This is a genomic window from Planococcus sp. TJ-201 (assembly GCF_058268495.1).
In genome coordinates this window covers 367,417-393,702 of sequence record NZ_JBZDOG010000002.1, presented here as the reverse complement: position 1 = coordinate 393,702, position 26,286 = coordinate 367,417, and the positions used below count along the sequence as shown (strand labels likewise).

The 26,286-nt window shown below is 44.6% G+C and carries 28 protein-coding genes; 26 read left to right on the top strand and 2 right to left on the bottom strand.

Going from position 1 to position 26,286, the window contains the following annotated elements:
- Nucleotides 1-5: 5 nt before the first annotated feature.
- The 9 genes from aroE (at nucleotide 6) to AC4EG4_RS07650 (ending at nucleotide 6,989) form a co-directional block, all read left to right on the top strand.
- On the top strand, nucleotides 6-833 hold the full coding sequence (gene aroE, locus AC4EG4_RS07690) for a shikimate dehydrogenase (RefSeq protein ID WP_490987446.1): 828 nt from the start codon (nucleotides 6-8) through the stop codon (nucleotides 831-833).
- Nucleotides 820-1,119: a ribosome assembly RNA-binding protein YhbY gene (gene yhbY, locus AC4EG4_RS07685; protein ID WP_142827770.1), complete on the top strand. Its 300-nt coding sequence runs from the start codon at nucleotides 820-822 to the stop codon at nucleotides 1,117-1,119. Before aroE ends, yhbY begins: the two co-directional genes overlap by 14 nt.
- Nucleotides 1,116-1,694: a nicotinate-nucleotide adenylyltransferase gene (locus tag AC4EG4_RS07680; RefSeq protein ID WP_490987445.1), complete on the top strand. Its 579-nt coding sequence runs from the start codon at nucleotides 1,116-1,118 to the stop codon at nucleotides 1,692-1,694. Before yhbY ends, AC4EG4_RS07680 begins: the two co-directional genes overlap by 4 nt.
- Complete coding sequence (gene yqeK / locus AC4EG4_RS07675; RefSeq protein WP_490987444.1) at nucleotides 1,672-2,247, top strand: bis(5'-nucleosyl)-tetraphosphatase (symmetrical) YqeK; 576 nt, start codon at nucleotides 1,672-1,674, stop codon at nucleotides 2,245-2,247. Before AC4EG4_RS07680 ends, yqeK begins: the two co-directional genes overlap by 23 nt.
- Nucleotides 2,244-2,582: a ribosome silencing factor gene (gene rsfS / locus AC4EG4_RS07670; protein ID WP_142827773.1), complete on the top strand. Its 339-nt coding sequence runs from the start codon at nucleotides 2,244-2,246 to the stop codon at nucleotides 2,580-2,582. The genes yqeK and rsfS overlap by 4 nt, the downstream gene beginning before the upstream one ends.
- The gene (locus AC4EG4_RS07665; protein ID WP_490987443.1) at nucleotides 2,579-3,304 is read left to right on the top strand and encodes a class I SAM-dependent DNA methyltransferase; all 726 of its coding nucleotides are present in this window, start codon (nucleotides 2,579-2,581) and stop codon (nucleotides 3,302-3,304) included. The genes rsfS and AC4EG4_RS07665 overlap by 4 nt, the downstream gene beginning before the upstream one ends.
- A gap of 201 nt (nucleotides 3,305-3,505) precedes the next feature.
- The gene (locus AC4EG4_RS07660; protein WP_490987442.1) at nucleotides 3,506-4,063 is read left to right on the top strand and encodes a helix-hairpin-helix domain-containing protein; all 558 of its coding nucleotides are present in this window, start codon (nucleotides 3,506-3,508) and stop codon (nucleotides 4,061-4,063) included.
- Between the two features lie 80 nt (nucleotides 4,064-4,143).
- The gene (locus AC4EG4_RS07655) at nucleotides 4,144-4,716 is read left to right on the top strand and encodes a ComE operon protein 2 (RefSeq protein WP_490978676.1); all 573 of its coding nucleotides are present in this window, start codon (nucleotides 4,144-4,146) and stop codon (nucleotides 4,714-4,716) included.
- An 83-nt stretch (nucleotides 4,717-4,799) separates the two neighbouring features.
- A complete protein-coding gene (locus AC4EG4_RS07650; RefSeq protein ID WP_490987516.1) occupies nucleotides 4,800-6,989 on the top strand; it encodes a DNA internalization-related competence protein ComEC/Rec2 in 2,190 nt (729 codons plus the stop codon).
- Nucleotides 6,990-7,066: 77 nt separating this feature from the next.
- On the opposite strand, the gene AC4EG4_RS07645 is transcribed toward AC4EG4_RS07650, so the two are convergent.
- Nucleotides 7,067-7,201, bottom strand: coding sequence for a YqzM family protein (locus AC4EG4_RS07645; protein WP_006828710.1), 135 nt, complete (start codon nucleotides 7,199-7,201; stop codon nucleotides 7,067-7,069).
- A 157-nt stretch (nucleotides 7,202-7,358) separates the two neighbouring features.
- Here AC4EG4_RS07645 and holA point away from each other — a divergent pair, with 157 nt between their 5' ends.
- The gene (gene holA, locus AC4EG4_RS07640) at nucleotides 7,359-8,387 is read left to right on the top strand and encodes a DNA polymerase III subunit delta (protein WP_490987441.1); all 1,029 of its coding nucleotides are present in this window, start codon (nucleotides 7,359-7,361) and stop codon (nucleotides 8,385-8,387) included.
- A 53-nt stretch (nucleotides 8,388-8,440) separates the two neighbouring features.
- Here holA and rpsT read toward each other — a convergent pair whose 3' ends face one another.
- The gene (rpsT, locus tag AC4EG4_RS07635; protein ID WP_006828708.1) at nucleotides 8,441-8,689 is read right to left on the bottom strand and encodes a 30S ribosomal protein S20; all 249 of its coding nucleotides are present in this window, start codon (nucleotides 8,687-8,689) and stop codon (nucleotides 8,441-8,443) included.
- A 216-nt stretch (nucleotides 8,690-8,905) separates the two neighbouring features.
- Here rpsT and lepA point away from each other — a divergent pair, with 216 nt between their 5' ends.
- The 16 genes from lepA (at nucleotide 8,906) to AC4EG4_RS07555 (ending at nucleotide 26,283) form a co-directional block, all read left to right on the top strand.
- On the top strand, nucleotides 8,906-10,735 hold the full coding sequence (lepA, locus tag AC4EG4_RS07630; protein WP_490978673.1) for a translation elongation factor 4: 1,830 nt from the start codon (nucleotides 8,906-8,908) through the stop codon (nucleotides 10,733-10,735).
- 59 nt (nucleotides 10,736-10,794) lie between these two features.
- On the top strand, nucleotides 10,795-11,934 hold the full coding sequence (gene hemW, locus AC4EG4_RS07625) for a radical SAM family heme chaperone HemW (protein ID WP_490987440.1): 1,140 nt from the start codon (nucleotides 10,795-10,797) through the stop codon (nucleotides 11,932-11,934).
- Nucleotides 11,935-12,024: 90 nt separating this feature from the next.
- Nucleotides 12,025-13,059, top strand: a complete 1,035-nt coding sequence (hrcA, locus tag AC4EG4_RS07620) for a heat-inducible transcriptional repressor HrcA (protein ID WP_490987439.1) — start codon at nucleotides 12,025-12,027, stop codon at nucleotides 13,057-13,059.
- Nucleotides 13,060-13,076: 17 nt separating this feature from the next.
- Complete coding sequence (grpE, locus tag AC4EG4_RS07615) at nucleotides 13,077-13,676, top strand: nucleotide exchange factor GrpE (protein WP_490987438.1); 600 nt, start codon at nucleotides 13,077-13,079, stop codon at nucleotides 13,674-13,676.
- Between the two features lie 21 nt (nucleotides 13,677-13,697).
- Nucleotides 13,698-15,524: a molecular chaperone DnaK gene (gene dnaK / locus AC4EG4_RS07610; protein ID WP_490987437.1), complete on the top strand. Its 1,827-nt coding sequence runs from the start codon at nucleotides 13,698-13,700 to the stop codon at nucleotides 15,522-15,524.
- A 113-nt stretch (nucleotides 15,525-15,637) separates the two neighbouring features.
- Entirely contained in the window at nucleotides 15,638-16,747 is a 1,110-nt protein-coding gene (dnaJ, locus tag AC4EG4_RS07605) for a molecular chaperone DnaJ (RefSeq protein ID WP_490978668.1), read from the top strand.
- Between the two features lie 127 nt (nucleotides 16,748-16,874).
- A complete protein-coding gene (gene prmA, locus AC4EG4_RS07600) occupies nucleotides 16,875-17,816 on the top strand; it encodes a 50S ribosomal protein L11 methyltransferase (RefSeq protein ID WP_490987436.1) in 942 nt (313 codons plus the stop codon).
- Nucleotides 17,817-17,828: 12 nt separating this feature from the next.
- Complete coding sequence (locus AC4EG4_RS07595) at nucleotides 17,829-18,566, top strand: 16S rRNA (uracil(1498)-N(3))-methyltransferase (RefSeq protein ID WP_490987435.1); 738 nt, start codon at nucleotides 17,829-17,831, stop codon at nucleotides 18,564-18,566.
- A 121-nt stretch (nucleotides 18,567-18,687) separates the two neighbouring features.
- Nucleotides 18,688-19,356 carry a deoxyribose-phosphate aldolase gene (gene deoC / locus AC4EG4_RS07590; RefSeq protein ID WP_490987434.1) on the top strand — a complete coding sequence of 223 codons (669 nt, stop codon included), beginning with the start codon at nucleotides 18,688-18,690 and terminating at the stop codon, nucleotides 19,354-19,356.
- 95 nt (nucleotides 19,357-19,451) lie between these two features.
- Complete coding sequence (gene rpsU, locus AC4EG4_RS07585; protein WP_008431605.1) at nucleotides 19,452-19,625, top strand: 30S ribosomal protein S21; 174 nt, start codon at nucleotides 19,452-19,454, stop codon at nucleotides 19,623-19,625.
- Nucleotides 19,626-19,954: 329 nt separating this feature from the next.
- The gene (locus AC4EG4_RS07580; protein ID WP_490987433.1) at nucleotides 19,955-21,280 is read left to right on the top strand and encodes an NfeD family protein; all 1,326 of its coding nucleotides are present in this window, start codon (nucleotides 19,955-19,957) and stop codon (nucleotides 21,278-21,280) included.
- A gap of 4 nt (nucleotides 21,281-21,284) precedes the next feature.
- Nucleotides 21,285-22,271 carry a flotillin-like protein FloA gene (gene floA / locus AC4EG4_RS07575; RefSeq protein ID WP_490978663.1) on the top strand — a complete coding sequence of 329 codons (987 nt, stop codon included), beginning with the start codon at nucleotides 21,285-21,287 and terminating at the stop codon, nucleotides 22,269-22,271.
- Between the two features lie 30 nt (nucleotides 22,272-22,301).
- The gene (locus AC4EG4_RS07570) at nucleotides 22,302-22,796 is read left to right on the top strand and encodes a YqfB family membrane protein (RefSeq protein ID WP_490987432.1); all 495 of its coding nucleotides are present in this window, start codon (nucleotides 22,302-22,304) and stop codon (nucleotides 22,794-22,796) included.
- Nucleotides 22,797-22,835: 39 nt separating this feature from the next.
- Nucleotides 22,836-23,030, top strand: coding sequence for a hypothetical protein (locus AC4EG4_RS07565; RefSeq protein ID WP_490987431.1), 195 nt, complete (start codon nucleotides 22,836-22,838; stop codon nucleotides 23,028-23,030).
- Complete coding sequence (locus tag AC4EG4_RS07560; RefSeq protein WP_490978661.1) at nucleotides 23,027-23,986, top strand: PhoH family protein; 960 nt, start codon at nucleotides 23,027-23,029, stop codon at nucleotides 23,984-23,986. The genes AC4EG4_RS07565 and AC4EG4_RS07560 overlap by 4 nt, the downstream gene beginning before the upstream one ends.
- A 227-nt stretch (nucleotides 23,987-24,213) precedes the next feature.
- Nucleotides 24,214-26,283 carry an HD family phosphohydrolase gene (locus AC4EG4_RS07555; RefSeq protein WP_490987515.1) on the top strand — a complete coding sequence of 690 codons (2,070 nt, stop codon included), beginning with the start codon at nucleotides 24,214-24,216 and terminating at the stop codon, nucleotides 26,281-26,283.
- Nucleotides 26,284-26,286 lie beyond the last annotated feature (3 nt).

Below are 26,286 nucleotides of genomic sequence, written 5' to 3'. Positions count from 1 at the left end.
TTTGGATGAAGAAATGGTACGCGGTGATCGGTGATCCGATTGCCCATTCCTTATCCCCATTTATGCATGAATCATGGTTTGACGAGCACGGTATCGATGCTGCTTATATTCCGATTCATGTGGAACCGTCTCAGTTGAAAAAATCATTTGATGCGATGAAGACTTTAGGTATCAGCGGCTTTAATATTACGCTTCCGCACAAGCAGTCCATTGTGCCGATTCTTGGCAAATTGGAAGAAAGCGCGATGCAGATGAATGCTGTCAATACGGTGAATTTTGATGGTACGCACTACAGCGGTTCGAATACGGATGGTGATGGTTTTGTACGTTCTATGCTCGTGTATAACGTGGAAAAAACATCAAAAGTATTGCTTATCGGAGCTGGTGGTGCAGCGAGAGGCATCGCTTTTGCTTTAAAACGGGCAGGATTCACGGATGTGACCATCACCAACCGGACTTTCCGCCGGGCAGAAGAACTGGCTGCTGAAACCGGCAGCTCGGCCATAACGCTCGCGTCTTCAGAAGAGAGCCTGTCCGAATTTGCGGTTGTTATTCAAACGACATCTGTTGGTTTGGCTAAGGATGAAGCATTGCCAATTTCTCTGGAGCTAGTAAAGCCCGGAACTTTAGTGGCGGATATTATTTACAATCCGCTCGAGACACCCTTTTTGAAAAAGGCCAAAGAGAAAAAATGCGTGACATTAAACGGTGTTGGCATGTTTGTTTATCAAGGTGCAATTGCCTTTGAAAAATGGACAGGCGTACAGCCGGATACTGAAAAAATGATCCGATTGATCACAGAAAAACTAGGAGGCACTTATGTTAACAACTAAACAAAAAAGCTTTTTGAGAAGCGAAGCGCATCATCTTGATCCAATTTTTCAGGTAGGCAAAGGCGGCGTCAATGAAGCCATGCTCGTGCAGATCAAAGAAGCATTGGAAAAACGTGAGTTGGTCAAAATCAGCATTCTTCAAAACAACGAAGACGGCAAAGATGAAGTAGCAAAAGCTTTGGCCAAAGGCACAAAATCACAATTGGTTCAATTGATTGGCCACACTGTGATTCTGTACAAGCAGTCAGTCAACAACAAAAAAATCGAGTTGCCGGTCAAAAGATGAAAAAAGTAGGGATATTGGGCGGAACTTTTAATCCGCCTCATCTCGGCCATTTGATTATGGCTAATGAAGCGTACTATTCAGCTGAATTGGACGAAGTGCGCTTCATGCCTAACTTTATTGCACCTCACAAAGAAGTAGAAGGAGCCAGTGCCCAACAGCGATTGATGATGACCCAACTGGCGATTTCAGGACATCCGCATTTTAAGGTGGAAGAATTTGAAATTAACAGTGGCGGGGTATCCTATTCTTTCGATACGCTGACAAAGCTGATTGAACAGGAACCTGACACAGAGTTCTTTTTCATTATTGGTGGAGATATGGTGGAGGGGTTGCCTACATGGCATCGGATTGACGATTTAGTGAAGTGCATTCGCTTTATCGGAGTTAAACGGCCGGGGCATAATACAGAAACACCTTACCCGGTCATGATGATCGACTCGCCTGAATTGCTGCTGTCATCGACCATGTTGAGACAACGCGCTGCCACTGACCGTCCACTCACTTTTTTGGTGCCGGAACAAGTGGAAAGGTTTATTCGAAAGGAGCGTTTGTATGGATCACAGCCAAATGCTTGAAATGGTTAAAGAACGGCTTCCTGAAAAACGCTTTACGCATGTGCTTGGCGTCGTGGACACGGCAATTGAGCTGGCAAGGGAATTTCATGTTTCCGAAGACCATGCAGAAGTTGCGGCAATTCTACACGATGTCGCCAAGTTTTCAGATCGGGACTGGATGAAGTCCGTTATTGTTGCTGAAAAGATGGATCCGCTATTGCTTGCGTATCATTCAGAACTTTGGCATGCCCCGGTTGGCGCGTATTTAGCGAAAACTGAGTTTGGCGTAGCAGATGAAGATGTTCTGAATGCCATTCGTTACCATACGACTGGACGTGAGGGCATGTCCGATTTGGAAAAAGTGGTGTATATTGCCGATTTGATCGAACCCAACCGCAAGTTTTCAGGTGTTGAAGAATTGCGACAATTAAAAGAACGGGGATTGGATGTTATGATGGAAGCCTCGGTCAAACATTCCATCGAATTTTTAGTATCGAAAAATCAACCGGTATTTCCGGATTCACTGAAGTGCTACAACGACTTCGTGCAACAGAAAGGGAAAGTGAAAGAATGACTAAAGAAACTTTACTACAAGTGGCGTATAACGCTGCAGAAGATAAAAAAGCAGAAGACATTGTTGTCTTGAATATGGAGGGAATTTCGCTGTTGGCTGACTTTTTCGTTATCTGCACAGGAAACTCCGATCGCCAGGTTCAATCAATTGCCAAAGAAATTATGGACAAAGCCCATGAAGAAGGCCATGAAGTGAAAAGTGTTGAAGGATTTGATTCGGCACGCTGGATCCTTGTCGATCTTGGCGATGTAGTGGCACACGTTTTCCATAAAGACGAACGCTCATACTACAACCTTGAACGCCTGTGGAGAGAAGCTCCGCAAATGGAAATATGAAATACGGAAAATTTGCCGCGGTCTATGATGGACTGATGGAAGATATTCCTTATGAAAAGTATGTGGAGTGGGTCGCTTCCCATGTCACATCCGGCAAATTGCTGGATGTGGCGTGCGGAACCGGCACATTGTCACAGCTTTTTGCTGAAATGGGCTATGACGTGACCGCCAGTGATTTATCAGAAGACATGCTGACGGTTGCCAATCAACGTTTCCAGGAAGCGAATCAATCGATTCCGGTGCTTCAATTGTCTATGGACAACTTGGAGGGGCTGGAAGGATTTGATATTGTCACCATTGCGATCGATTCGTTGAATTATTTGCAGAGCGGCCAGCAGGTCCAGCAGACATTCAAAGAAGTTTGCGGTGCATTAAACTCAGGCGGCCATTTTTTCTTTGATGTGCATTCTGTTTTTAAAGTGGATGTGCTTTACATGGATAGCCCGTTTGTCTATGATGCCGAAGAAATCGCGTATATTTGGCATACTGAGCCAGGGGAAGCGGAACACAGCGTAATTCATGACATGACGTTTTTCGTTCGCCATAATGAGTTGTTCGAACGCTTTGAAGAAACGCATGAGCAGCAGACCTTCCCGGTCGAAGTTTATGTGAAATGGCTTGAAGCTGTCGGATTTTCTGTGGAGTCGATTACCGCAGATTTTTCAGATGACGTTCCGGATGAAGAAAGTGAACGTATCTTCTTTCATGCCAGAAAAAAATAAAATTAGCCTAAACCATCTGCATATTGCAGGTGGTTTTTATGTATTTAAAAATGATGGACAAGCATCTTCTAATTATTATATAATTCAAACAGCTTCTATTTAATTGCCTTCTGAAGAAATGAGGAATGCCAGCTGAAACTTTCCGATCTTCAGAACAAACCCGCGTGGCTGCTGATCCCCGCTGCTGCCATTGCGCTGCTGTTGATTTACTTCTTCTTTCCACAAGAGAAGCCGGAGACAACTCCTGCTGCTTCGCTCGAATTGATCAACGCTGAATCCCCTCAGCAGACAGAAACCCCTGAACCCGAAAATCCCGAAATAGCTGCAACATTGATGATCGATATAAAAGGCCAAGTGGCAAATCCGGGTGTTTATGAACTCCCGGCAGGATCCCGCATGCAAAATGCCATTGATGCCGCAGGTGGATTTACATCTGAAGCAGACAGCCGTGCCATCAATTTGGCATTGATTGTCATGGATGAAACGAGTCTATATGTGCCTGCAGTTGGAGAAGAAGCCGTTGCGCCCGCTGCTGCAGCTCAAACGGCCTCAGCAGGCGGCAGCGCCCTGATCAACATCAATGTGGCAACAGAAACTGAGCTAATGGAACTGCCAGGCATTGGCCCGTCGAAAGCCGCAGCCATTCTTGCGTACAGAGAAGAAGCCGGAAAATTTAAAACACCCGAAGAACTGATGGAAGTGTCCGGAATTGGCGATAAAACGTTTGAACAATTAAAAGATTTGATCACAGCCAAATAAAAAGAGTAGAACAAAAGACGGTTGACGAAAACCTTGCCTCTGCTACACTTATTTTAACTACACAAGCAGGAGGCAATTAAATGAAGCGAATAACTTGGGACCAATTCTTCATGGCGCAAAGCCATTTACTGGCACTTAGAAGCACTTGCACACGCTTGGCTGTCGGAGCGACCATTGTGCGTGACCGGAGAATTATGGCGGGCGGCTACAATGGATCCATCTCCGGAGGCGACCACTGCATCGACAAAGGCTGCTACGTAGTCGATGGGCATTGTGTCCGAACAATTCATGCAGAAATGAATGCATTGCTGCAATGTGCAAAATATGGCGTCAGCGTCAGCGGGGCCGATATGTATGTCAGCCATTTTCCATGCCTCCAGTGCACAAAATCAATCATTCAGGCAGGCATTTCCCGGTTGTACTATGCCACCGACTACAAAAATCATGAGTACGCCATTGAGCTCTTGGAACAGGCAGGGGTAGAAGTGGTGCAAGTGGTATTCGATGAGCGGAAAATCGACTTTTTAAGTGTTGAAAAGTCGGCTCTTTACATCGAACTGTTAGAAAAATTGCGAGAAAAAGGCGGCAGCGAAGAAGAATTGGCCTATTACAATGAACGGGTGAGCCAATTATTCGGAGAAATCGAAGTGTAACAGCCACACATTTTTTATATGTGGCAACGGCAACAGCTCTTGCCACATATGCAGCGCATGAAACAGCGGTTCAACTCGTGTTCATGTTGCTGCTTTTTTGTTGGATGGGCTGGAAAAAAGAACGTATTCCGGTGATAATGGGCATTTTTATAATTGCTTGTGCAGTTTATTTGGTGCAGGATTTCCGAAGCCAAGACCATTTTGATTATTCACAGCCCTATTCCGGTCAACTGATATTTCGAGCAGGCGCAGTTATTGACGGTGACAGCTTAAGAGGGTTTGCAGCGTTGGCAGATGGAACGATTGTTTATGCCCGCTACCGTGTAAGCTCAAAGGAAGAAAAGGTAGTAATGGAAAAATTAGTAGATCAATCAATATTTCAAGTGTCAGGCATTTTCGAAGAGCCGTCTCCACCCTCACACCGCTACGCATTTCATATGGCCGACTACTTGAAACACAATGGTGCTGCCTCGTTATTGGCGATTCAGTCGATTGATGGTGCAAAGGCGAATAATACGTGGACCAATCAATTGTTGAGCAGACGGGATGCTTTAAAGCATCATATTCGAGCGCATTTTCCTGAAAGCCTTGCCGCAGAAGCGGAAGCTTTGCTGATTGGGGAGCGGGAAGATATGGATCCAGAAGATCAGCGGGTGCATCAAACACTTGGCATCTCTCATTTATTCGCGATATCCGGTTTGCATGTAGGAATAGCGTCAGGCTTGCTGTATGTAATTCTTATCCGTTTCCATGTCCGAAAAGAGACAGCGATTGTCGTTTTGCTTATAGTTCTGCCGCTTTATGCGGTAATAGCGGGAGGTGCGCCTTCTGTTTGGCGAGCGGTCAGCATGGTTTCTGTAGTATTGGCAGGCAAGCTATTCGGTTTTAAGTTGCCTATTGCTCCTATTATGTTAACTAGTATGATCGTTTTTATGCTATGGAATCCGTACGCCATGTACAAAATTGGTTTTCAGCTGTCTTACGGCGCGACATTTGGCATTATATACTCGTTAAAGTTTCTGGCAGGCATTCAGTCTTCTGTGAAAACAGGATTTATCATTACCTTCATTTCGCAAATGACTTTGTATCCTTTGCTGCTGTTTCACTTTTATGAGTTGTCGTTGTCGGCATTTGTGGTCAACAGCATATTTGTTCCTTTATTCACATTGCTGATCTTGCCAGCCAATTTTTTGCTGCTTTTTCTGACGGTATTATTTCAGCCGGCTGCAGACTTTGTGTTTTATTTTTATGAACCATTGCGGGGAGAAATCGATCGTTTTATGAGTTGGCTGGCTGAATTGCCCTATCAATTATGGAATCCTGGCAAACCTGATTTCTTTATGGCAGCGTTGCTGACAGCAAGCGTCTATTTGTTTTATTGTGCTGCTGAACGGCAATTCCGTCTGCGGCAGCTGCTGATTCTTTTGGTGCCGGCTATCGTGTTTTCGGCATTGCCTTATCTGGATCCACGCTTGAAGGTAACTTTTATAGACGTTGGCCAGGGGGACAGTGCGCTGATCGAAATGCCATACCGAGAGGCGGTTTACTTGATTGATAGCGGAGGGGTGCTAAGATTTGATACGGAAGCTTTCAAAGAGAGGAAGCAACCTTATGAAATCGGGCGTCAGGTTGTGGCACCCTATTTGAAAGGCAGTGGCATTTCGTCGATCGATACGTTTATTATTTCCCACCCGGATGCGGATCATGCCGAAGGGGCGGAGGAGATTTTCCGGTTATTTTCGGTAAATGAACTCCATTTGACACCGGGGTCTGCATCAAATGCATTAATGGTGGAGCTCACCCCTGATGCTGTTGAAGCCGAAGTGGCTTTTCCAGGTGCGGGATCAAATTGGACGATTGGAGACACACAGTTTACTTATTTGTCTCCTCTGGATGCGGAATATGAAGGAAATAATGATTCGCTTGTTCTGTTGATGAAAACCAGGGATTATCGTGTTTTATTCACGGGAGATTTGGAAGCGGATGGCGAGAAAGAGCTGCTTTCGCCTTATGGCAATGAACTTGCCGGACTGACGGTATTGAAAGTGGGACATCATGGCAGCAAGACTTCCAGCAGCGAAGAGTTTTTAAGGCTTCTGGAACCCAAACTTTCAATTTTTTCCACAGGTGCAGACAATCGTTATGGCCATCCGAGTGCAGAAGTCGTGGAACGGTTTGGTAAGCTTCAGCTGAATACGCTAAACACGGCAGAAAATGGGACCATCCAGCTGCTTTACGAAAAAGGAAAAATTGAACTTGAGACCATGAGATGATAGAAGAGAAGTTTGTCTTGATATAAGCAACAAAAAAAGGTTCCACGTCGTTAGACATGGAACCTTTTTTGATTTAATTACCGTGCTGCGAATTGTACAACTCCAGCAATGATAAAGATAAGGGCGAAAAATCCAAAGGATACGACAAAGCCCATACCTGCGTCAATTGCATCGTTACGCTTGGACTGTACATTCTGTTCAAATTCATTCATTGAAATCCCTCCTAATTCCTTCTAATTATAAGCGAAGCCAACGCAAAAATCTAGATTGAAGTAAACATAAAGAGGGGAATTTACGTGCCGACACATAACTGTCAAATACCCAAAGCGGTAAAAATCCGATATAGTAGAGAGAAGGGAGGCTGATACGATGATTACTTCCGTGTGGAAATCTATACGCAGCGGACAAATAGACCCTGTTTATCTCATTGTAGGAACAGAAAGCTATTTTATTGAAAAAACCTTGGACTTATTAAAAGATAAATTAACAGATGGCGGCGAACTGGAACTGACTTTTTTTGATTTGGATGAAGTCCCTGTTGAACATGTCATCGACGAAGCGGATACCATCCCTTTTTTCAGCGACCGCAAGCTGATCATTGCGCGGAATGCGTCGTTTCTGAAAGCGGCAGAACGCGGCAAAGAAAAAATTAACCATGATTTGAAAGCGCTGGAAGCTTGGCTGGAACATCCGCCGGGAAGTTCGGTGACGATTTTCGTGGCGCCTTATGAGAAGCTGGACGAACGAAAAAAAGTAACCAAACTGATCAAGCAACATACTGTATTGGTGGAAGCTAAACCGCTGCAGACAAATGACTTGGAAAGTTGGCTGATGCACGAAGCAAAAAGTTTTGGCAAAGGCATTGACCTGAAGGCGGCTCAGAAGCTCATGGAGATGGCTGGCACCAACTTGACGCTGTTGTCGTCGGAAATTGAGAAGATGTCTCTATACCTGGGATCTGCAGAGGAAGACATTACGGTTGAGCTTGTGGAAAACATGACGGCTCGGACACTCGAACAGGATGCTTTTAAAATGCTGCAATCATATCTCGACGGCAATATTAGCGGAGCGCTCAGCGTGTATTATGGCCTGCTGCGGCAAAAAGAAGAGCCGGTTGCATTGACAGCCTTATTGGCATCGCAGATTCGGTTTATGATCCAAGTGTATTATTTGCAGAAAAAAGGCTATCACGCACAGCAAATCTCCAAACAATTAAAAGCCCATCCATACCGTGTCAAGTTGTTGGTGGAAAAACGCCAGCAGATTTCTGAGAAACGATTGTTGCAAGTGCTCGGTGATTTGGCTGAAATTGATTTGCAGCTGAAAACACTCAGCGGCAATCGCGACCGCATTCTGGAATTTTTTCTGATGAAGCGCGGCGGGCAAGCGCAGCGTTAAAAAAGTATAGAAAAAAGCCGGTTCCCTTTAGAGGAACCGGCTTTTTACATGTTTTACGCTTGTTTCATCAAGCGAGCTTTTTTACGAGCTGCAGTGTTTTTATGGATCAAGCCTTTAGAAGCCGCTTTTTCCACCTGTTTAATCGCCGCTTTTACAGTATCGCTAGCGTTATCGTCTTTGTTAGTCAAAGCTGTTTCAGCTTTCTTAATAGAAGAACGCATTGCTGATTTTACATGTGAGTTTTGAGCGTTTTTAGTGTCGTTCGTGCGCACACGTTTGATTGCAGATTTAATGTTTGGCATATCTTTCACCTCCTAGACAAGTAAGAAAGAGAAGAAATCATTTCAACTCTTTAATGTCTCTATACAACAACAGTTATTTTATCAAATCGGGGGAAGGAATGCAATAGATACATGCAAAGAAGTTTTCCTTGACAGTTAAATGATTTCAGGAGCTTTCATTGCTCAATGTCTGCTGTACTGCTATAATTCATAGTAGTTTATATAGGAGTGAAGAGAATGAATAATGAGGAAAGATTATCCCGGCAAAGCAAAATCCGCAACTTCTCGATTATTGCGCACATTGACCATGGTAAGTCTACGCTTGCAGACCGAATTTTAGAAATGACGGAAGCACTAACTTCCCGAGAAATGAAAGCACAGTCACTGGATTCCATGGATCTTGAACGGGAACGTGGCATTACCATTAAATTAAATGCCGTTCAGCTTAATTACAAAGCGAAAGACGGAGAAATCTATATTATGCATTTGATCGACACACCGGGACATGTCGACTTCACTTACGAGGTATCACGAAGCCTTGCTGCTTGTGAAGGCGCTGTACTCGTTGTCGATGCAGCCCAAGGAATTGAAGCGCAGACACTGGCAAACGTTTACTTGGCTTTGGATAACGATTTGGAAATTCTGCCGGTTATCAACAAAATTGATTTGCCTGCAGCCGATCCGGAACGTGTCCGCCACGAGATTGAAGAAGTTATCGGGCTGGATGCTTCTGAAGCCGTATTGGCATCTGCAAAAGCGGGAATCGGCATTGAAGATATTCTGGAACAGATTGTTGAAAAAGTTCCAGCGCCAACGGGTGATCCGAACGCACCGCTAAAAGCGTTGATCTTTGATTCTCTTTACGATCCGTACCGTGGCATTGTCGCATATATCCGCATTGTTGAAGGAACTGTGAAACCTGGAGACCGCATCAAAATGATGGCTTCCGGAAAAGAATTTGAAGTCATTGAAGCAGGAGTTTTCACCCCGCATGCCATTTTGCGTGACGAATTGACGGTTGGCGACGTTGGTTTCCTGACAGCGGCCATTAAAAATGTTGGCGATTCAACAGTTGGTGATACGATTACACTGGCTAACAACCCTGCAACAGAAGCATTGCCGGGCTACCGCCGTTTGAATCCGATGGTTTATTGCGGTCTGTACCCAATTGACACCTCAAAATACAACGATTTGCGTGATGCACTGGAAAAACTGGAATTGAACGATGCCGCACTTCAGTTTGAACCGGAATCTTCCCAGGCACTTGGTTTTGGCTACCGTTGCGGTTTCCTTGGCCTGTTGCATATGGAGATTATCCAGGAGCGCATTGAGCGTGAATTCAATATTGATTTGATTACAACTGCACCAAGTGTAATTTATGATGTCCACATGACAGACGGGGAAGTTTTGAAAATCGATAACCCTGCCATGATGCCGGATGCACAAAAAATCCAGATGGTTGAAGAACCTTATGTTAAGGCCACTGTTATGGTGCCGAATGATTATGTCGGTGCAGTTATGGAAATCTGCCAGAAAAAACGCGGCAATTTCATGACCATGGATTATGTTGATGACAGCCGTGTCAGCATCATTTATGAGCTGCCGCTTGCTGAAATCGTTTATGATTTCTTTGACCAGTTGAAATCAGGCACAAAAGGCTACGCTTCATTTGACTACGAACTGATCGGCTACAAAGAATCCAAGCTCGTGAAGATGGATATTTTGTTGAACACCGAGCAAGTGGATGCGCTGAGCTTTATTGTTCACCGTGACTTTGCCTATGAACGAGGAAAAGTAATTGTTGATAAATTAAAAAACTTGATTCCGCGCCAGCAGTTTGAAGTGCCAATCCAAGCCGCTATCGGACAGAAGATTGTGGCTCGACAAACCATCAGTGCCATGCGCAAAAACGTTCTTGCCAAATGCTACGGTGGAGATATTTCCCGTAAACGGAAACTTCTCGACAAGCAAAAAGAAGGCAAGAAACGGATGAAGCAAGTTGGATCTGTTGAAGTACCTCAAGAAGCATTTATGGCGATCCTGAAAATGGACGACCAATCAAAATAAACGAAAAAAAGGAGGCGGGAATTTCAGCCTCCTTTTCTTATTAGAAAAGAGGAAATAAAATGGTTAAAGGATTGTATATCCATATTCCATTCTGCCACCAAATTTGTTTTTACTGCGATTTCAATAAAGTGTATTTCAAAGATCAGCCGGTAGATGCTTATATTGATTCCGTAGGCAAAGAGCTGGCGCTATGGAAACAGCAAGGGGCGCTCGATCATCCGCTGGAAACCATCTTTTTGGGAGGCGGAACCCCGACTTCTCTAACTCCTGCACAATTGGAGAAGTTGCTGGGCTATATTCATCGCTACGTACCGATGGCGGCAAACCTCGAGTGGACGTCGGAAGCAAATCCGGACGAATTGACGAAAGACAAAATGCAAGTGTTGTTTGACGGTGGCGTCAACCGCCTGAGTATGGGTGTCCAGTCGTTCGATGAGGATCTGCTGAAACGATTGGGGCGTACCCACAGCAATTCAGACGTGAAACGCGCCGTCGATTCAGCCCGTCTGGTCGGTTTCGAAAATTTGAGCTTTGACTTAATGTACGGATTGCCTGGGCAAACGATGCAGCAATGGGACGATACGCTTGAGCGAGCCTTTGCATTTGACCTGCCGCATTTTTCTGCCTATTCGCTGATCATCGAACCAAAAACCGTGTTTTATAATTTGATGACAAAAGGCAAGTTGAATACGGTGACAGAAGATCTGGAAGCCGATATGTACGACAAGCTGATGAATGAAATGGACATCCGCGGGTTGAAACAATATGAAATTTCCAACTTTGCGCGTCCTGGACTCGAATCGCACCACAACCTTTTGTATTGGGACAATGTCGAATACATCGGTGTTGGAGCCGGAGCACACGGCTATGTGGATGGCGTCCGCTATTCAAATGCCGGGCCATTGAAAAAATATATGGCACCGTTAGACGCAGGTGAGCGGCCAATTTTGAATACGCATGAAGTGCCGGTTCATGAAAAAATGGAAGAAGAAATGTTTCTGGGTCTGCGAAAAACTTCGGGTGTGTCGCTCATTCATTTTCAGGAAAAATTCCAAAAGCCGATACAGGATGTTTATGGCAACATACTCGATAAAGAAATATCCAAGGAAAACTTGGAGATCTCGGAAGGCTTTGTTCGTTTGACCAAGAAAGGCCGATTTGTCGGCAATGAAGTGTTTGAACAATTTTTATTGGCTTAAAGCACTTCCGTTGACAAGGGTCATTATATTTGTTAATTTTAATGTAGTATTAGCACTCGGGTACGTAGAGTGCTAACAGAGGTGATGATCATGTTAACAGAACGGCAACTGCTCATCTTAAAGGTGACGGTAGATGATTACATTCAATCAGCGCAGCCGGTAGGATCGAACCAACTCTCCAAAAAAGCCGGAATTTCGTTTAGTCCGGCGACCATCCGCAACGAAATGGCGGATTTGGAAAGCATGGGCTTTCTGGAAAAAACCCATACGTCTTCCGGACGCATTCCTTCAGAGAAGGGATACCGTTATTACGTCGACCACCTGCTGACACCAAGGCCTTTGCCACAGCAGGACATTGTGCAATTGCGCTCGGTTTTTGAGGAGAAATTGACAGAGACGGAGCAAGTCATCAAACGCTCTGCAATGATTCTTTCGGAACTGACCAATTACACGTCCATTTTATTGGGTCCTGATGTGCGCCGGCACATTGTCAAAAAGCTGTCGATTGTTCCTTTGGCGCAAGACACGGCGGTTGCAATCATCGTAACCGATTCAGGGCATGTGGAAAATCGTGTGTTTTCCATTCCGCCGGGCCTCAATCCGTCGGATATTGAGAAAATGGCCAATATCCTCAACGAAAGGCTTGTCGGCGTGTCGCTGAACAACTTGCACTTGCGGCTAGAACAAGAGACGCTGACCATTTTAAAACAGCACGTTGAGCGTTACGGTGAATTGTTCCATACTTTCAGGAATGCGGTATTGCTGCCGCATGACGACGAAAACATTTATTACGGCGGCAAGCTGAACATCCTGAAGCAGCCGGACTTCCATGATCTTCAAAAAATCAGGGATTTGATGGATGTCATGGAAGAAGCCAAGCACATTCCGCTGATCTTGCCAGTAGGAAGCCAAGGCCTCCATATTCGCATCGGCTCGGAAAACGCGCTGTCGGCAATGGAAGATTGCAGTGTCATTACGGTATCGTATAATATCGGTGAAGAACAGACAGGGTCAATCGCCATCATCGGTCCGAAACGAATGGATTACAAACGCATCGTTTCGATATTGGATTTATTGAGCGGCGATTTGTCGAAAGAACTGACCCGTATGTTTAAAGGAACGTGAACAAAGGAGGAATAGATTTGCCTAAAAAAAATAAATCCCTAAAAACTGAAGAACAAACAGCGGCTGATCAAGTTGAAGCAACAGAGCCTGTCTTGGAAACAGAAGAGCAGGCAGAATTTGCGGATACAGAGACACCAGAAGTTGGCGTTACAGCCGAAGAGGAAGCTGTTGATGAAACTGAAGAGCTTCGCAAGCAGCTTGAAGCTGAACAAAACAAATATTTGCGCCTTTTGGCTGACTATGATAATTTCAAACGGCGTACTCAAAAAGACAGAGAAATCGCCAATAAATTCCGTTCTCAATCCTTATTGGCGGATCTTCTTCCAGTGCTGGACAACTTTGAGCGGGCATTATCGCTTCAAACAACCAGCGAAGAGTCGGCTTCCTTGCTAAAAGGTGTCGAAATGGTACAAAAATCCTTGACTGAAGCTGTAAGCCGTGAAGGACTTGAAGAAATTAAAGCGGTTGGCGAACCCTTCGACCCGAATTTCCACCAAGCCGTCATGCAGGAAAAAGATGATTCTGCTGAAGCGGGAACAGTCCTGCAAGAATTGCAAAAAGGCTACATCCTAAAAGGCCGCGTTCTTCGTCCGGCTATGGTAAAAGTAAACGAATAAAAATATTGGAGGAATTTAATCATGAGCAAAATTATCGGTATTGACTTAGGTACAACTAACTCAGCAGTCGCAGTATTAGAAGGCGGCGAACCAAAAATTATTCCAAATCCAGAAGGCAACCGTACAACTCCTTCTGTAGTAGCTTTTAAAAATGGGGAGCGCCAAGTCGGCGAAGTGGCAAAACGTCAGTCGATCACAAACCCGAACACGATTCAATCTGTAAAACGTTTAATGGGTACACAGGAAAAAGTAACAGCTGAAGGCAAAGACTATACGCCTCAAGAAGTTTCTGCAATGATTCTTCAATACATCAAAGGTTATGCCGAAGACTACCTTGGCGAAAAAGTAACAAGAGCGGTTATCACTGTACCAGCTTATTTCAATGATGCACAGCGCCAAGCAACTAAAGATGCTGGCCGCATTGCGGGTCTTGAAGTGGAACGCATCATCAACGAGCCGACTGCAGCTGCGCTTGCATATGGTTTAGACAAAACGGATACAGACGAAACGATTCTTGTTTACGACCTTGGCGGCGGTACATTCGACGTTTCAATCCTTGAACTGGGCGATGGCGTTTTTGAAGTAAAATCTACTGCCGGCGACAACCGACTGGGCGGAGATGATTTCGATAAATTGATCATCGATTATTTAGTACAAGAATTTAAAAAAGAAAACGGCGTCGATTTGTCTAAAGACAAAATGGCGACACAACGCCTGAAAGACGCTGCTGAAAAAGCGAAAAAAGATCTATCCGGTGTTTCTTCTACTCAAATCTCATTGCCGTTTATCACTGCAGGAGAAGCGGGACCGCTTCACTTGGAAGTTACAATGAGCCGTGCAAAATTTGATGAATTGACTTCTTCATTAGTTGAACGTACGATGGGGCCAACTCGTCAGGCATTGAAAGATGCTGGCATCTCAGCTTCTGAACTTGACCGCGTTATCCTTGTTGGTGGATCTACACGTATCCCAGCTGTACAAGAAGCTGTTAAGAAAGAAACTGGAAAAGACCCACATAAAGGCGTTAACCCGGATGAAGTTGTCGCAATGGGTGCGGCAGTACAAGGCGGCGTATTAACTGGCGACGTGAAAGACGTTGTATTATTGGACGTAACGCCATTATCACTTGGTATCGAAACAATGGGCGGTGTATTCACAAAATTGATCGAGCGCAACACAACGATCCCAACTTCAAAATCCCAAACTTTCTCAACTGCTGCTGACAACCAGCCAGCTGTAGATATTCATGTATTGCAAGGTGAGCGTCCGATGGCAGCAGCCAACAAAACGCTTGGCCGTTTCCAGTTGGCAGATATTCCACCAGCACAGCGTGGCGTGCCTCAAATCGAAGTAACATTCGATATCGATAAAAACGGTATTGTTAGCGTTAAGGCGAAAGATCTTGGAACTCAGAAAGAACAGACAATCACTATTCAGTCCAACACATCGTTGACTGATGAAGAGATTGATCGCATGATTAAAGAAGCGGAAGAAAATGCAGATGCGGATGCGAAAGTAAAAGAAGAAGTTGAACTTCGCAACGAAGCCGATCAAGCTGTCTTCACAACTGATAAAACAATCGCTGATCTTGGTGAAGTGGTATCAGAAGAAGAGAAAAAACAAGCGGAAGATGCACGCGATGAACTTAAAGCGGCATTGGAGTCAGACAACATTGACGACATTCGCGAGAAAAAAGACAAGCTTCAGGAAATCCTGCAAGGTCTGTCAATGAAAGCTTATGAGCAGGCAGCAGCAGCTCAGCAAGCATCCCAAGAAGAAGGCGCGGCGCCAGGCAACGACGATGTAGTGGACGCTGAGTTTGAAGAAGTAAACGACGACAAAAAATAAACGGGTCATTGAAAAGTCAAAGCAAAGCAACATGCTTTGGCTTTTTCAATGTCTTTGCAACAGCGATTTAAACCGTGTACAATTACAGTTGATTGCTAGAGGGAGAGTGACTTATGAATAAACGAGATTACTATGAAGTATTAGGCGTATCCAAGTCTGCTTCTAAAGAAGAAATTAAAAAAGCATACCGGACCTTATCAAAAAAATTCCATCCGGATATCAATAAAGAAGCCGATGCTCCTGCGAAGTTTCAGGAAGTTAAAGACGCTTACGAAGTATTGAGTGACGAGCAGAAACGTGCACAATACGATCAGTTTGGCCATCAAGATCCAAATCAAGGCTTTGGGGGCGGCGGAGACGGATTCGGATTCGACGACATCTTCAGCACCTTCTTTGGCGGCGGTACGAGACGCCGTGATCCAAATGCTCCGCGCAAAGGCGATGACCTTCAATATTCCATGACCATCGATTTCATGGATGCCGTGTTTGGAAAAGAAACAGAAGTAGAACTTCCAAAAGACGAAACATGTGAAACATGTGACGGTTCGGGCGCAAAGCCGGGAACCAAGAAAAAAACATGTCCGTACTGTGAAGGTTCTGGCCAGATGAATGTGACACAGGACACGCCTTTTGGTCGCATGGTCAATCGCCGTGCCTGCCAGCATTGCGAAGGAACTGGACAGATTATCGAAGAAAAATGTACAACTTGCCGCGGTGAAGGGAAAGTCCGCAAAGTGAAGAAAATCAAAGTTACCATCCCAGCCGGTGTTGATGATGGCCAGCAATTGCGTGTCACAGGCCAAGGTGCACCAGGTGTCAATGGGGGACCAAGCGGCGATTTATATGTCGTGTTCCGCGTAAGACCGCATAAGCAGTTCCAGCGTGAAGGCGATGATATTTACTTGGATATTTCCATTACCTATCCACAAGCAGCATTGGGTGATGAAATTGAAGTGCCAACCATCTCCGGAAAAGTGAAGTTGAAAATCCCTGCCGGCACGCAAAGCGGCGCACGTTTCCGTCTAAAAGGCAAAGGCGTGAAAAATGTTCACGGATACGGAACTGGCGACCAGCATGTGATTGTCCGCATCAAAACTCAGACAAAACTCAGCGAGAAACAAAAACAACTTTTGCGTGAATTCGCTGAAATCAGCGGAGATATTCCGGAAGAGCACAGCAGCTCACTTTTTGACAAAATCAAACGCACCATCAAAGGTGAGTAAAAGAGCAGAAGCAGTGGACGTACTTGATTTGTTGTTTATCAATGCAATTCAATTTTTACAAACGGCAGACTCTTGCAGGAAGCAGGAGTCTTGCTGCCTGTAAAAATGAAAAAGGAGCTGGGCACAATTGAAATGGTCAGAACTGGCGATCCATACGACAAATGAGGCAATTGAAGCGGTTTCCAACATCATGCACGAAGCAGGAGCCAGTGGAGTTGTCATCGAGGACTCAGAAGATTTGACAAAAGAAAGGGAATATCGTTTTGGCGAAATTTATTCGCTGGATCCGGACGATTTTCCAGTAGATGGGGTTATTCTAAAGGCCTATCTGCCGGTCAACAGTTTTCTCGGAGAGACCGTCGAGGCCATTAAACTGGCCATCAATAACCTGGTCTCATTCGACATTAACATTGGCAAAAACGAAATAACCATCAGTGAAGTCAATGAAGAAGAATGGGCAACTTCCTGGAAAAAATATTACCACCCTGTCAAGATTTCCGAGCGTTTCACCATTGTTCCGACGTGGGAAACTTACAATCCAGTTTCGAGTGATGAACTGATCATTGAATTGGATCCGGGAATGGCTTTTGGGACAGGAACCCATCCAACAACGGTGATGAGTCTCCAAGCTCTGGAGAAAACCGTTCGTGCAGGCGACCGGGTCATTGATATCGGAACAGGATCTGGTGTACTGGCGATTGGAGCAGCATTGCTGTCCGCTAAAGAAGTCTATGCACTTGATTTGGATGACATCGCTGTAAAAGCAGCAACCATCAATGTTAAGTTGAACAAAGTGCAAGATACAGTGACAGTGGAAGAAGGCAATCTGGTTGACAAAATTGACCAGCCAGGTGATGTAGTAGTCGCCAATATTTTGGCTGAAGTCATTATGTCGTTCACAGATGATGCCTTCAATATTGTTAGGCCGGGTGGTCGCTACATTACTTCAGGCATTATCGCAGCGAAAAAAAATAACGTCAAAGCGGCACTGGAAACTTCCGGTTTTGTGATTGAAGACATTATGATGATGGAAGACTGGGTTACCATCATTTCAAAAAAACCTGAATAACGGGGTGCCACGATGCAACGATACTTTATAGAAGGACAGCTTCCTGAAAATCAAATAGTGGCGATAACTGGCGATGATGCAAAGCACATCGCCAAAGTTATGCGTCAAACCGTTGGAGAAAAGCTGATTGCGGTTATGGAAGGCAAGGCTCACTTGGCAACGATCCGTTCAACTGAATTTGAGGTGGAAGTAGAGCTTGGAGAAGTTTTGGAAACGCAAGTAGAGCTGCCAAAAAAAGTGACCATTGCTTGCGGGCTTCCAAAAGGCGACAAGCTGGATTTGATTGTTCAAAAAGCGACCGAGCTTGGGATGTTCGCGCTGCAGCCATTTGCTGCAGAACGGTCCATCGTAAAATGGGACAGTTCCAAGAGTGAGAAGAAAATTGGGCGTTTGCAAAAAATTGCCAAGGAAGCTGCTGAACAGTCTCACAGGACACATGTTCCTGAAATTCACAGCATCTATAGTTTTAAGCAGCTGCTAAACCAGGCTGAATCGTATGATATGGTGATTGTTGCGTACGAAGAAGAGGCGCGGCAAGGCAGCAGAAAGCGGTTTGCTGAAACTTTGAAATCGTTGTATGATAAAGATTCAGTCCTGATTGTGTTTGGTCCTGAAGGCGGCATTTCTGATGCCGAAGTGGAAGCACTGAAAAATATTGATGCCACCTTTACTTCTCTCGGACCACGAATTTTGCGGACAGAAACGGCGCCTTTGTATGCACTGGCTGCTATTTCCTGCGAATTCGAATAAAGCTGAGAGTGTACTCTAAAGACTATCAACATACAGGGCACTGAGCTGCAGCGACATTTCCCGGTTGGGGGAAATTACCTGGTAAACAAAATGACTTTTTAATAGAATGGAGATTTTATTCATGACAAACATTGCATCTTATATTGACCACACCTTATTAAAGCCCGAGTCGACAGAAAGCCAAGTTGTTCAATTGTGTAAAGAAGCGGCCGAGTTTAAATTCGCATCTGTTTGTGTCAATCCGACTTGGGTTGAAACAGCAGCAACAGCATTAACGGGCAGTGGTGTGAAAGTATGCACGGTTATCGGATTCCCGCTGGGGGCATCTACACCTGAAACAAAAGCATTCGAAACGACAGATGCCATTTCAAAAGGCGCTGGCGAAATTGATATGGTCTTAAATATTGGCGCCTTAAAAAGCGGCAATAATGATCACGTCAAAAAAGACATTGAAGCAGTCGTCAATGCAGCAAAAGGCAAAGCGATCGTAAAAGTGATCCTTGAAACTTGCTTGCTTACAGACGAAGAGAAAGTAACTGCTTCACAACTGTCTAAAGAAGCAGGAGCAGACTTTGTCAAAACGTCTACCGGTTTTTCTACGGGCGGAGCAACAATTGAAGATGTAAAATTGATGCGCCAAACAGTCGGTGCCGATTTGGGCGTCAAAGCATCTGGGGGCGTTCGCAGCCTGGAAGACGTAGAAGCGATGATTAAAGCAGGAGCTACACGTATTGGTGCCAGCTCTGGCGTGAAAATCATGCAAGGGTTAACTTCAGATTCTGATTATTAACTATTGACCTTTCTTTGAGAATACGATATAATTTTTGAGTATATAACACTTGTTGTTCTTCGCTTCAACGTGTGTTCGGAGGGAGGGAAAAAGAGATGACAAAAACTACCGTTCGTAAAAACGAATCGATTGAAGATGCTCTTCGCCGCTTCAAACGTACTGTTTCTAAATCCGGAACAATGCAAGAGGTAAGAAAGCGCGAGTACTATGATAAGCCGAGCGTGAAACGTAAACTAAAATCAGAAGCTGCGCGTAAACGTAAATTTTAATTGACTTTAACGAGTATAATGACTTTTAAAAAATATGAACGACCAGCCTAAACCGCCAACACGGATCTTCGTGTTGGCGGTTTTTCTAATTGTCACATTTGTAAGCGCATTACTTCGTTATTGAAGAAACTTTCCTTTATAATAAAAATAGATATACTTTAGGCAATATTTAAAAAATTTCTGTTTATAGGCTTTAATTAGTAAGCAGTGGAACAGGACAGGAAGAAAAGTGTTCATTCATCAAGTATATCCTAGAAAAATGAAACCTAATTCCTGTTCATCCGTATATATACAAACAGTAAATCTGTAACGTGAAAGGAGAGGTCCCATTGAGCAGAGTCAAAGTCTATTTAGGTTTTGGACTTTTACTGTTATCGTTTCTGCTCATGCTCCCGGCTATCCAGGCTGACACTTCGACAGTTTATGTCATACCAATCGAAGATGAAGTTGAAAGAGGACTGCAGGCTTTTATCGAACGGGGCATTGAAGAAGCGGAAGAAGCTGGAGCTGAAGCCATTATTTTTGAAATTGATACACCGGGTGGATTTGTCGATGCAGCAGATGGGATAGCGCGTTCGCTGAATAAAACTTCGCTCGAAAAACTGGCTTTTATCAATCAGGATGCACTTTCTGCAGGGGCTTTCCTGGCTTTGCATAATGATGAGATATACATGCATCCCAATGGCCGCATGGGCGCGGCACAAGTGATTGATCAAAGCGGAAATGCAGCTGCAGACAAAGCCAATAGTGCTTGGCTCGCATCCATGCGAAATGCGGCTGAGACAGCCAAACGTAATCCTATCTATGCTCTGGCAATGGCAGATACTTCGGCTACTATCCCTGAGTTGGGAGTGGATGAAGGGGAATTATTGACTCTCGGTGCATCAGAAGCTTTAGAGGTAGGCTATTCGGAAGGAAGCGTTTCTTCTCTTGATGAGCTGCTTGCATTAAAAGGCTTAGAAGATGCCACTGTTGTGATGGTTGACGAAACTTTTTCGGAAAGTCTCGCTCGTTTTCTGACCAATCCGTTAGTTGTGCCAATTCTTTTGTCATTTGCAGGGCTTGGGTTGCTGCTTGAATTGTTTACGCCAGGTGTCGGAATTCCTGGAATTATCGGCCTGACATTCCTGATGCTGTTTTTTTACGGGCATTTGGTTGCCGGGTTGGCAGGGTACGAGTCCATCATTTTGTTGGTGATTGGATTTGGCCTGTTGGTCGCAGAATTTATCATTCCAGGTGGTGTTGCCGGGTTCCTGGGAATAGCGGCCATTATCGGCAGCGTTTTGTTAGCGGGTGGAGACCTTAAGTCCACTGCCATAGCAGTACTTATTGCAATGATAGTAGCAACAGTAGGGATGGTGATTGTAGTGAAATTCTTTGGTAAACGGCTGGATTTGTTCAAACGGATTATCTTGACTGATGCCACCGATACGGAACATGGCTATGTATCGACTACAAATCGCCCGGAGCTTGTTGGCAAAATTGCGCTAACGGTGACGGCGCTTCGTCCGTCCGGTACCATCAAGCTGGACGACGAACGTATAGATGCTGTATCTGAAGGCAGGTTCATTGATGGTGGAAAAGATGTTAAGATTATCAAGGTAGAAGGTTCGCGTATCGTTGTTCGGGAACTTGAAAAATTAGAGGAGGAATAAAACAATGGGACTTGAAACAATTGGTTTAGGTGCAGCAATAATAGGTATCATCATCGTTTTGGCAATTTTCTTCACATTCGTGCCAATTACATTATGGATTTCAGCATTGGCCGCTGGAGTGAAAATCAGCATCTTTACACTGATCGGTATGAGATTACGCCGAGTTATTCCATCACGGATCGTAAATCCATTGATTAAAGCATCAAAAGCAGGGTTGACAGTAACCATCAATCAACTGGAAAGCCATTACTTAGCTGGTGGTAATGTTGACCGCGTAGTGAATGCATTGATCGCAGCTCACCGTGCCAATATCGAATTGCCGTTTGAACGCGCAGCAGCGATTGATCTTGCAGGTCGTGACGTGCTGGAAGCGGTTCAAATGTCAGTAAACCCGAAAGTTATTGAAACACCATTTATCGCAGGTGTTGCGATGGACGGAATCGAAGTAAAAGCAAAAGCTAGAATTACCGTTCGTGCTAACATCGACCGTTTAGTCGGTGGTGCAGGTGAGGAAACAATCGTTGCCCGTGTTGGTGAAGGGATTGTCTCAACACTTGGTTCGAGCACAAGCCACAAAAAAGTTCTTGAAAATCCTGACTTAATCTCTCAAACAGTTCTCTCTAAAGGATTGGATTCAGGTACAGCTTTTGAAATCTTATCGATCGATATTGCCGACGTTGATATCGGCAAAAACATCGGTGCAGAATTGCAGACAGAACAAGCAGAGGCAGATAAGAAAATTGCACAGGCAAAAGCTGAAGAGCGCCGTGCAATGGCTGTAGCTAGCGAACAGGAAATGAAAGCGAAAGTTGTCGAAATGAGAGCGAAAGTTGTCGAGGCCGAAGCAGCAGTGCCATTGGCGATGTCCGAAGCTCTCCGTTCTGGCAACATTGGTGTCATGGATTACGTCAATTACAAAAATGTTCAAGCAGATACAGGTATGCGGGAGTCCATCTCGAAAACAGGCATGGACAAATCCGACGATAAATAATCGGCGGTAGCCATAAGGGAGGTTTGTCGTATGGAGGCTCTCATATTTGGACTGGTGATCATGGCGGTAAGTGCTTTTTTCAATAAAGGCAAAAAAGATTCAGCCGATGATGCTCCGGCTAAACCTGTCTCGACAAGATCAACAACTGGTACAGACAGGCGGTCCGGACAAAAAACGTTCAAACGAGTGGAAGATTATGCGAAAGAAATTTATGGGGAACTGCAGAATCAAAAAGCTCAACGACCAGAACTTGCAGAAAAAGCCGAAAGAAAAATCGAAGAAGCAGTCAATCGCACCCCTTTACGGGAAGTGCGCCAAGAAGTGCAACGCCGAGTTCCGCCGAGAGAAACACGGAACGAGATACACGACCGCATAAAGGAAACTGAAGCTCGTGTACTGCGAAGCGGTGGTTCTGCTCCTGTAGTTGAGAAAGATATGGATGAATTACTGCCACTGAGCAGTGATGACATTCGAAGAGGCATCATCATGGCGGAGATCTTATTGCCGCCAAAGTCCAAAAGATAGCAGCAGCCGGCCAGTGAAAACACTGGGCGGCTTTTTTATTTGAATAATATTATTATGTCAACTTCTTTGGGTAAAACAGTCCATTTAGATTTTTCTGCTTTTTTAAAAATACCAAATCCTGAAAGGGGAATTGCCGTGGTTAAGCAATACAAGGTAAATATTTTACAAGTGATTATCTTTAATGATAGAGTGAAATTAGCAGTAAATACTCGATTCCAAGGAGCGTCCACATGACAGAAAACAACTTACTAGAATTACATGTGAAAGACCCAAATGAAGCGGTTCAGCTGCTCGGGATATCAGACAATCACTTAACATTAATTGAAGAAGCTTTTGATATTCAAGTTATCACCCGTGGGGAAGTCATTAAGCTGTCGGGTTCTGAAGAAGGCAAGCATATAGGGAAATTATTAATTGAACAATTGCTGCGGGTCATCCGTAAAAATATTAATATCGACCAGCGGGATATTGTCTCAGCTATTGAAATGGCGAAAAATGGAACAATTGAATATTTTGCAGAACTTTATGACGAGGAAGTCGCGCGCAATGCGAATGGAAGATCGATTCGCGCGAAAACCATTGGCCAGCGCCATTACATCCAAGCTGTGCGCAGCAAGGATCTCGTGTTCGGCATTGGGCCCGCTGGTACAGGCAAGACCTATTTGGCAGTCGTTATGGCCGTGCAGGCTCTTAAAAACGGCCAAGTAAAGAGAATTATTTTGACGCGTCCGGCTGTGGAGGCGGGAGAAAGCCTAGGGTTTTTGCCAGGTGATTTAAAGGAAAAAGTAGACCCGTATCTTCGCCCGTTATACGACTCCCTGCATGACGTGCTGGGATTGGAACAGACCAATCGCTTTATCGAACGCGGCACCATTGAAATCGCTCCGCTGGCTTATATGAGAGGGCGCACGTTGGATGAAGCATTTGTTATTTTAGATGAAGCACAGAACACCACAAAAGCTCAGATGAAAATGTTTCTGACACGCCTTGGTTTTGGTTCGAAAATGATTATTACCGGTGATAAGACGCAGATTGATTTGCCGAGAGGCGCCGAATCTGGATTGATCGCAGCCGAAACCATTTTAAAAAGTGTCCGCAATATCCATTTTCAGTATCTCGAAAGTGGGGACGTCGTCCGCCATCCACTCGTGGCAAAAATTATTGAAGCTTATGAAGGGCAGCCAACATAATAATGAAATTCACAAAAGGTGCGGAAGTTTATATTTCCGCACCTTTTGTATTGGAGAAACTCATATTAAAATTCTGACTCATTTAATTGGAGATAATTTCAAATTTTTAGAAATTCACGGTGAAATCCATTTCTGTAATTGTTATGATGGATGTATGGAATGCGGGGTGTAGAGACGTGCGTCAAAAAGCACTAGCGATTTTTAGAAAATTGGGCTATCGAAAATTAATGATGATGGGAATTTTATTAGCTGGCTTGATCTTATATGCTTTTTTATTGGACTCAGTTCGGGGAAATACATACGATATAAACTTGTTTCAGCTGTCCCCAGAAACGATACGCTCTGAAAAAACAGTAGAAGATCCGATTAAAACAGAGCTTGAAAGGCAGCGGGTGTCCGAAGAAGTAGAACCAAGCTATCAGTTTGTTGAGGAAATTGCCGACAATCAATCTGCGGTGGTTGAATCTCTTTTTGGCTATTTGCTGGATGCCAAAAAAGTACCGGAAGAGGACGAAAGTGGGCCATCTTCTGAAGCACTGCTGGCGCAGCTGCGCGAAGATCTTCGGCTCATGGAAACCAGTGAAAATGGTTTGCGTTTAACAGATGAAATGCTGAATGCTTTATTGTCGCTTTCTACAAATAGTCTGCTGAGTGTTCAAGAAGAATTAGACCGTTTTCTCCAGAATTATTTGGAAGAACCGCTGCGGGTAGAAGGAGTGGCGCGAATTCGGACTGAAATCGAACAAGATATTCGCAGAAGCGAACAAATTCCCGATAATGTGGTACTGGCGGCCGTAACCATTGGTAGATTTGGAATTATTCCAAACGAGCTGATCAATGAAGAATTAACCGCAGAGCAAGTGGAACAGGTTCGCAACAGCGTGGAGCCTACTCGCATTCTTCAAGGTCAAGTACTAGTCCAAGAAGGTCAGGTGGTTGACCGAGAAGTTTATCGCCAACTCGAACTTGCTGGAATGACGGAAGAACAGCGAAACTACAGGCCGCTTCTTGGGTTGTTGATTTTTGTGGTCATCGCAATGGGCCTTTTGGCGGCAGTGATGTCACGATCAACCAAAGATGAAAGAGGAAAAGCAACTGAATTTCTAGTCATGCTTGTGGTCATTACCATTTCATTGGCGCTTATGAAATTAATATACGCTGTCAGTGAAAACTTTGAATTGGTGATTGCTTTTCTTTTTCCAACAGCGTTAGCTGGTATGCTTGTCAGGTTGCTGGTCAATGAACGGGCAGCTGTCTATGTGACGATTCTGATTAGTGCGGCCGCGGGCATCATGCTGCAAAGCGTTCATACCTCTTCATTGCAAGTAGATGTAGCGCTGTACATTCTTTTAGGAGGGCTCGCGGCCGTTTACTTGATTGACCGGGATGGGGGCCATGGGCGCATCATGCAGATCAGTTTGGCAGTTGCTGGCGTGAATGTATTGTTTGTTGCTTTTTACCTGCTAATTGGCCAAACACAATACAGCTGGTCAGAGATTGGCTTTTATTTCGCAGCTGCAGTTGTTTCAGGTTTAATGTCGGGTGCATTAGCAATCGGTATGCTGCCGTTTTTCGAATCGGCATTTGGGATGTTGTCGACGATGCGGTTGATCGAATTATCCAATCCCAACCATCCCCTGTTGAAAAAAATTCTGATGGAAACACCTGGCACCTATCATCATAGTTTAATGGTCGCCAATTTGGCCGATGCTTCGTGTGAGGCAATTGGAGCTAACGGATTACTGGCAAGAGTGGGCTGCTATTACCACGATATCGGCAAAACCAAACAGCCGCAGTTTTTCATAGAGAACCAAGTAAATATCGAAAACCCGCACGATCGCCTGCCGCCGGAAAAAAGCCGGGATATCATTTTGGCGCATGGGGTTCAGGGAGCTGAAGTTCTCCGCAAGTACAAAATGCCGAAAGAGATCGTGGATGTAGCCGCGCAACACCACGGCACCAGCCTATTGAAATTCTTTTATTACAAAGCAAAAGAAACCGATCCAGAGATCATAGAAGAATCTTTTCGCTACGCAGGACCAAAACCGCAAACCAAAGAAATCGCCATTATTTGCATTGCAGATAGCTTAGAAGCGGCCGTCCGTTCGATGAAAGAACCAACTTCAGAAAAAATAAAAAAATTGGTGGATGCCATTGTAGAAGATAAACTGAAAGATGGGCAATTCGAGGAATGTGATATATCCTTAAAAGAGCTGAAGAAAGTAAAGGCGGTAATGTGCGAAACCTTAAATGGCATTTTCCATTCCCGCATTGAATATCCGAAAGAAACCAATTGATAG

Coding starts and splice junctions, on each gene's coding strand:
- aroE (WP_490987446.1), top strand. CDS start 6: ATGAAGAAATGGTACGCGGTGATCGGTGATCCGATTGCCCATTCCTTA.
- yhbY (WP_142827770.1), top strand. CDS start 820: ATGTTAACAACTAAACAAAAAAGCTTTTTGAGAAGCGAAGCGCATCAT.
- AC4EG4_RS07680 (WP_490987445.1), top strand. CDS start 1,116: ATGAAAAAAGTAGGGATATTGGGCGGAACTTTTAATCCGCCTCATCTC.
- yqeK (WP_490987444.1), top strand. CDS start 1,672: ATGGATCACAGCCAAATGCTTGAAATGGTTAAAGAACGGCTTCCTGAA.
- rsfS (WP_142827773.1), top strand. CDS start 2,244: ATGACTAAAGAAACTTTACTACAAGTGGCGTATAACGCTGCAGAAGAT.
- AC4EG4_RS07665 (WP_490987443.1), top strand. CDS start 2,579: ATGAAATACGGAAAATTTGCCGCGGTCTATGATGGACTGATGGAAGAT.
- AC4EG4_RS07655 (WP_490978676.1), top strand. CDS start 4,144: ATGAAGCGAATAACTTGGGACCAATTCTTCATGGCGCAAAGCCATTTA.
- AC4EG4_RS07650 (WP_490987516.1), top strand. CDS start 4,800: ATGTTGCTGCTTTTTTGTTGGATGGGCTGGAAAAAAGAACGTATTCCG.
- AC4EG4_RS07645 (WP_006828710.1), bottom strand. CDS start 7,201: ATGAATGAATTTGAACAGAATGTACAGTCCAAGCGTAACGATGCAATT.
- holA (WP_490987441.1), top strand. CDS start 7,359: ATGATTACTTCCGTGTGGAAATCTATACGCAGCGGACAAATAGACCCT.
- rpsT (WP_006828708.1), bottom strand. CDS start 8,689: ATGCCAAACATTAAATCTGCAATCAAACGTGTGCGCACGAACGACACT.
- lepA (WP_490978673.1), top strand. CDS start 8,906: ATGAATAATGAGGAAAGATTATCCCGGCAAAGCAAAATCCGCAACTTC.
- hemW (WP_490987440.1), top strand. CDS start 10,795: ATGGTTAAAGGATTGTATATCCATATTCCATTCTGCCACCAAATTTGT.
- hrcA (WP_490987439.1), top strand. CDS start 12,025: ATGTTAACAGAACGGCAACTGCTCATCTTAAAGGTGACGGTAGATGAT.
- dnaK (WP_490987437.1), top strand. CDS start 13,698: ATGAGCAAAATTATCGGTATTGACTTAGGTACAACTAACTCAGCAGTC.
- dnaJ (WP_490978668.1), top strand. CDS start 15,638: ATGAATAAACGAGATTACTATGAAGTATTAGGCGTATCCAAGTCTGCT.
- AC4EG4_RS07595 (WP_490987435.1), top strand. CDS start 17,829: ATGCAACGATACTTTATAGAAGGACAGCTTCCTGAAAATCAAATAGTG.
- deoC (WP_490987434.1), top strand. CDS start 18,688: ATGACAAACATTGCATCTTATATTGACCACACCTTATTAAAGCCCGAG.
- rpsU (WP_008431605.1), top strand. CDS start 19,452: ATGACAAAAACTACCGTTCGTAAAAACGAATCGATTGAAGATGCTCTT.
- floA (WP_490978663.1), top strand. CDS start 21,285: ATGGGACTTGAAACAATTGGTTTAGGTGCAGCAATAATAGGTATCATC.
- AC4EG4_RS07570 (WP_490987432.1), top strand. CDS start 22,302: ATGGAGGCTCTCATATTTGGACTGGTGATCATGGCGGTAAGTGCTTTT.
- AC4EG4_RS07560 (WP_490978661.1), top strand. CDS start 23,027: ATGACAGAAAACAACTTACTAGAATTACATGTGAAAGACCCAAATGAA.
- AC4EG4_RS07555 (WP_490987515.1), top strand. CDS start 24,214: ATGATGATGGGAATTTTATTAGCTGGCTTGATCTTATATGCTTTTTTA.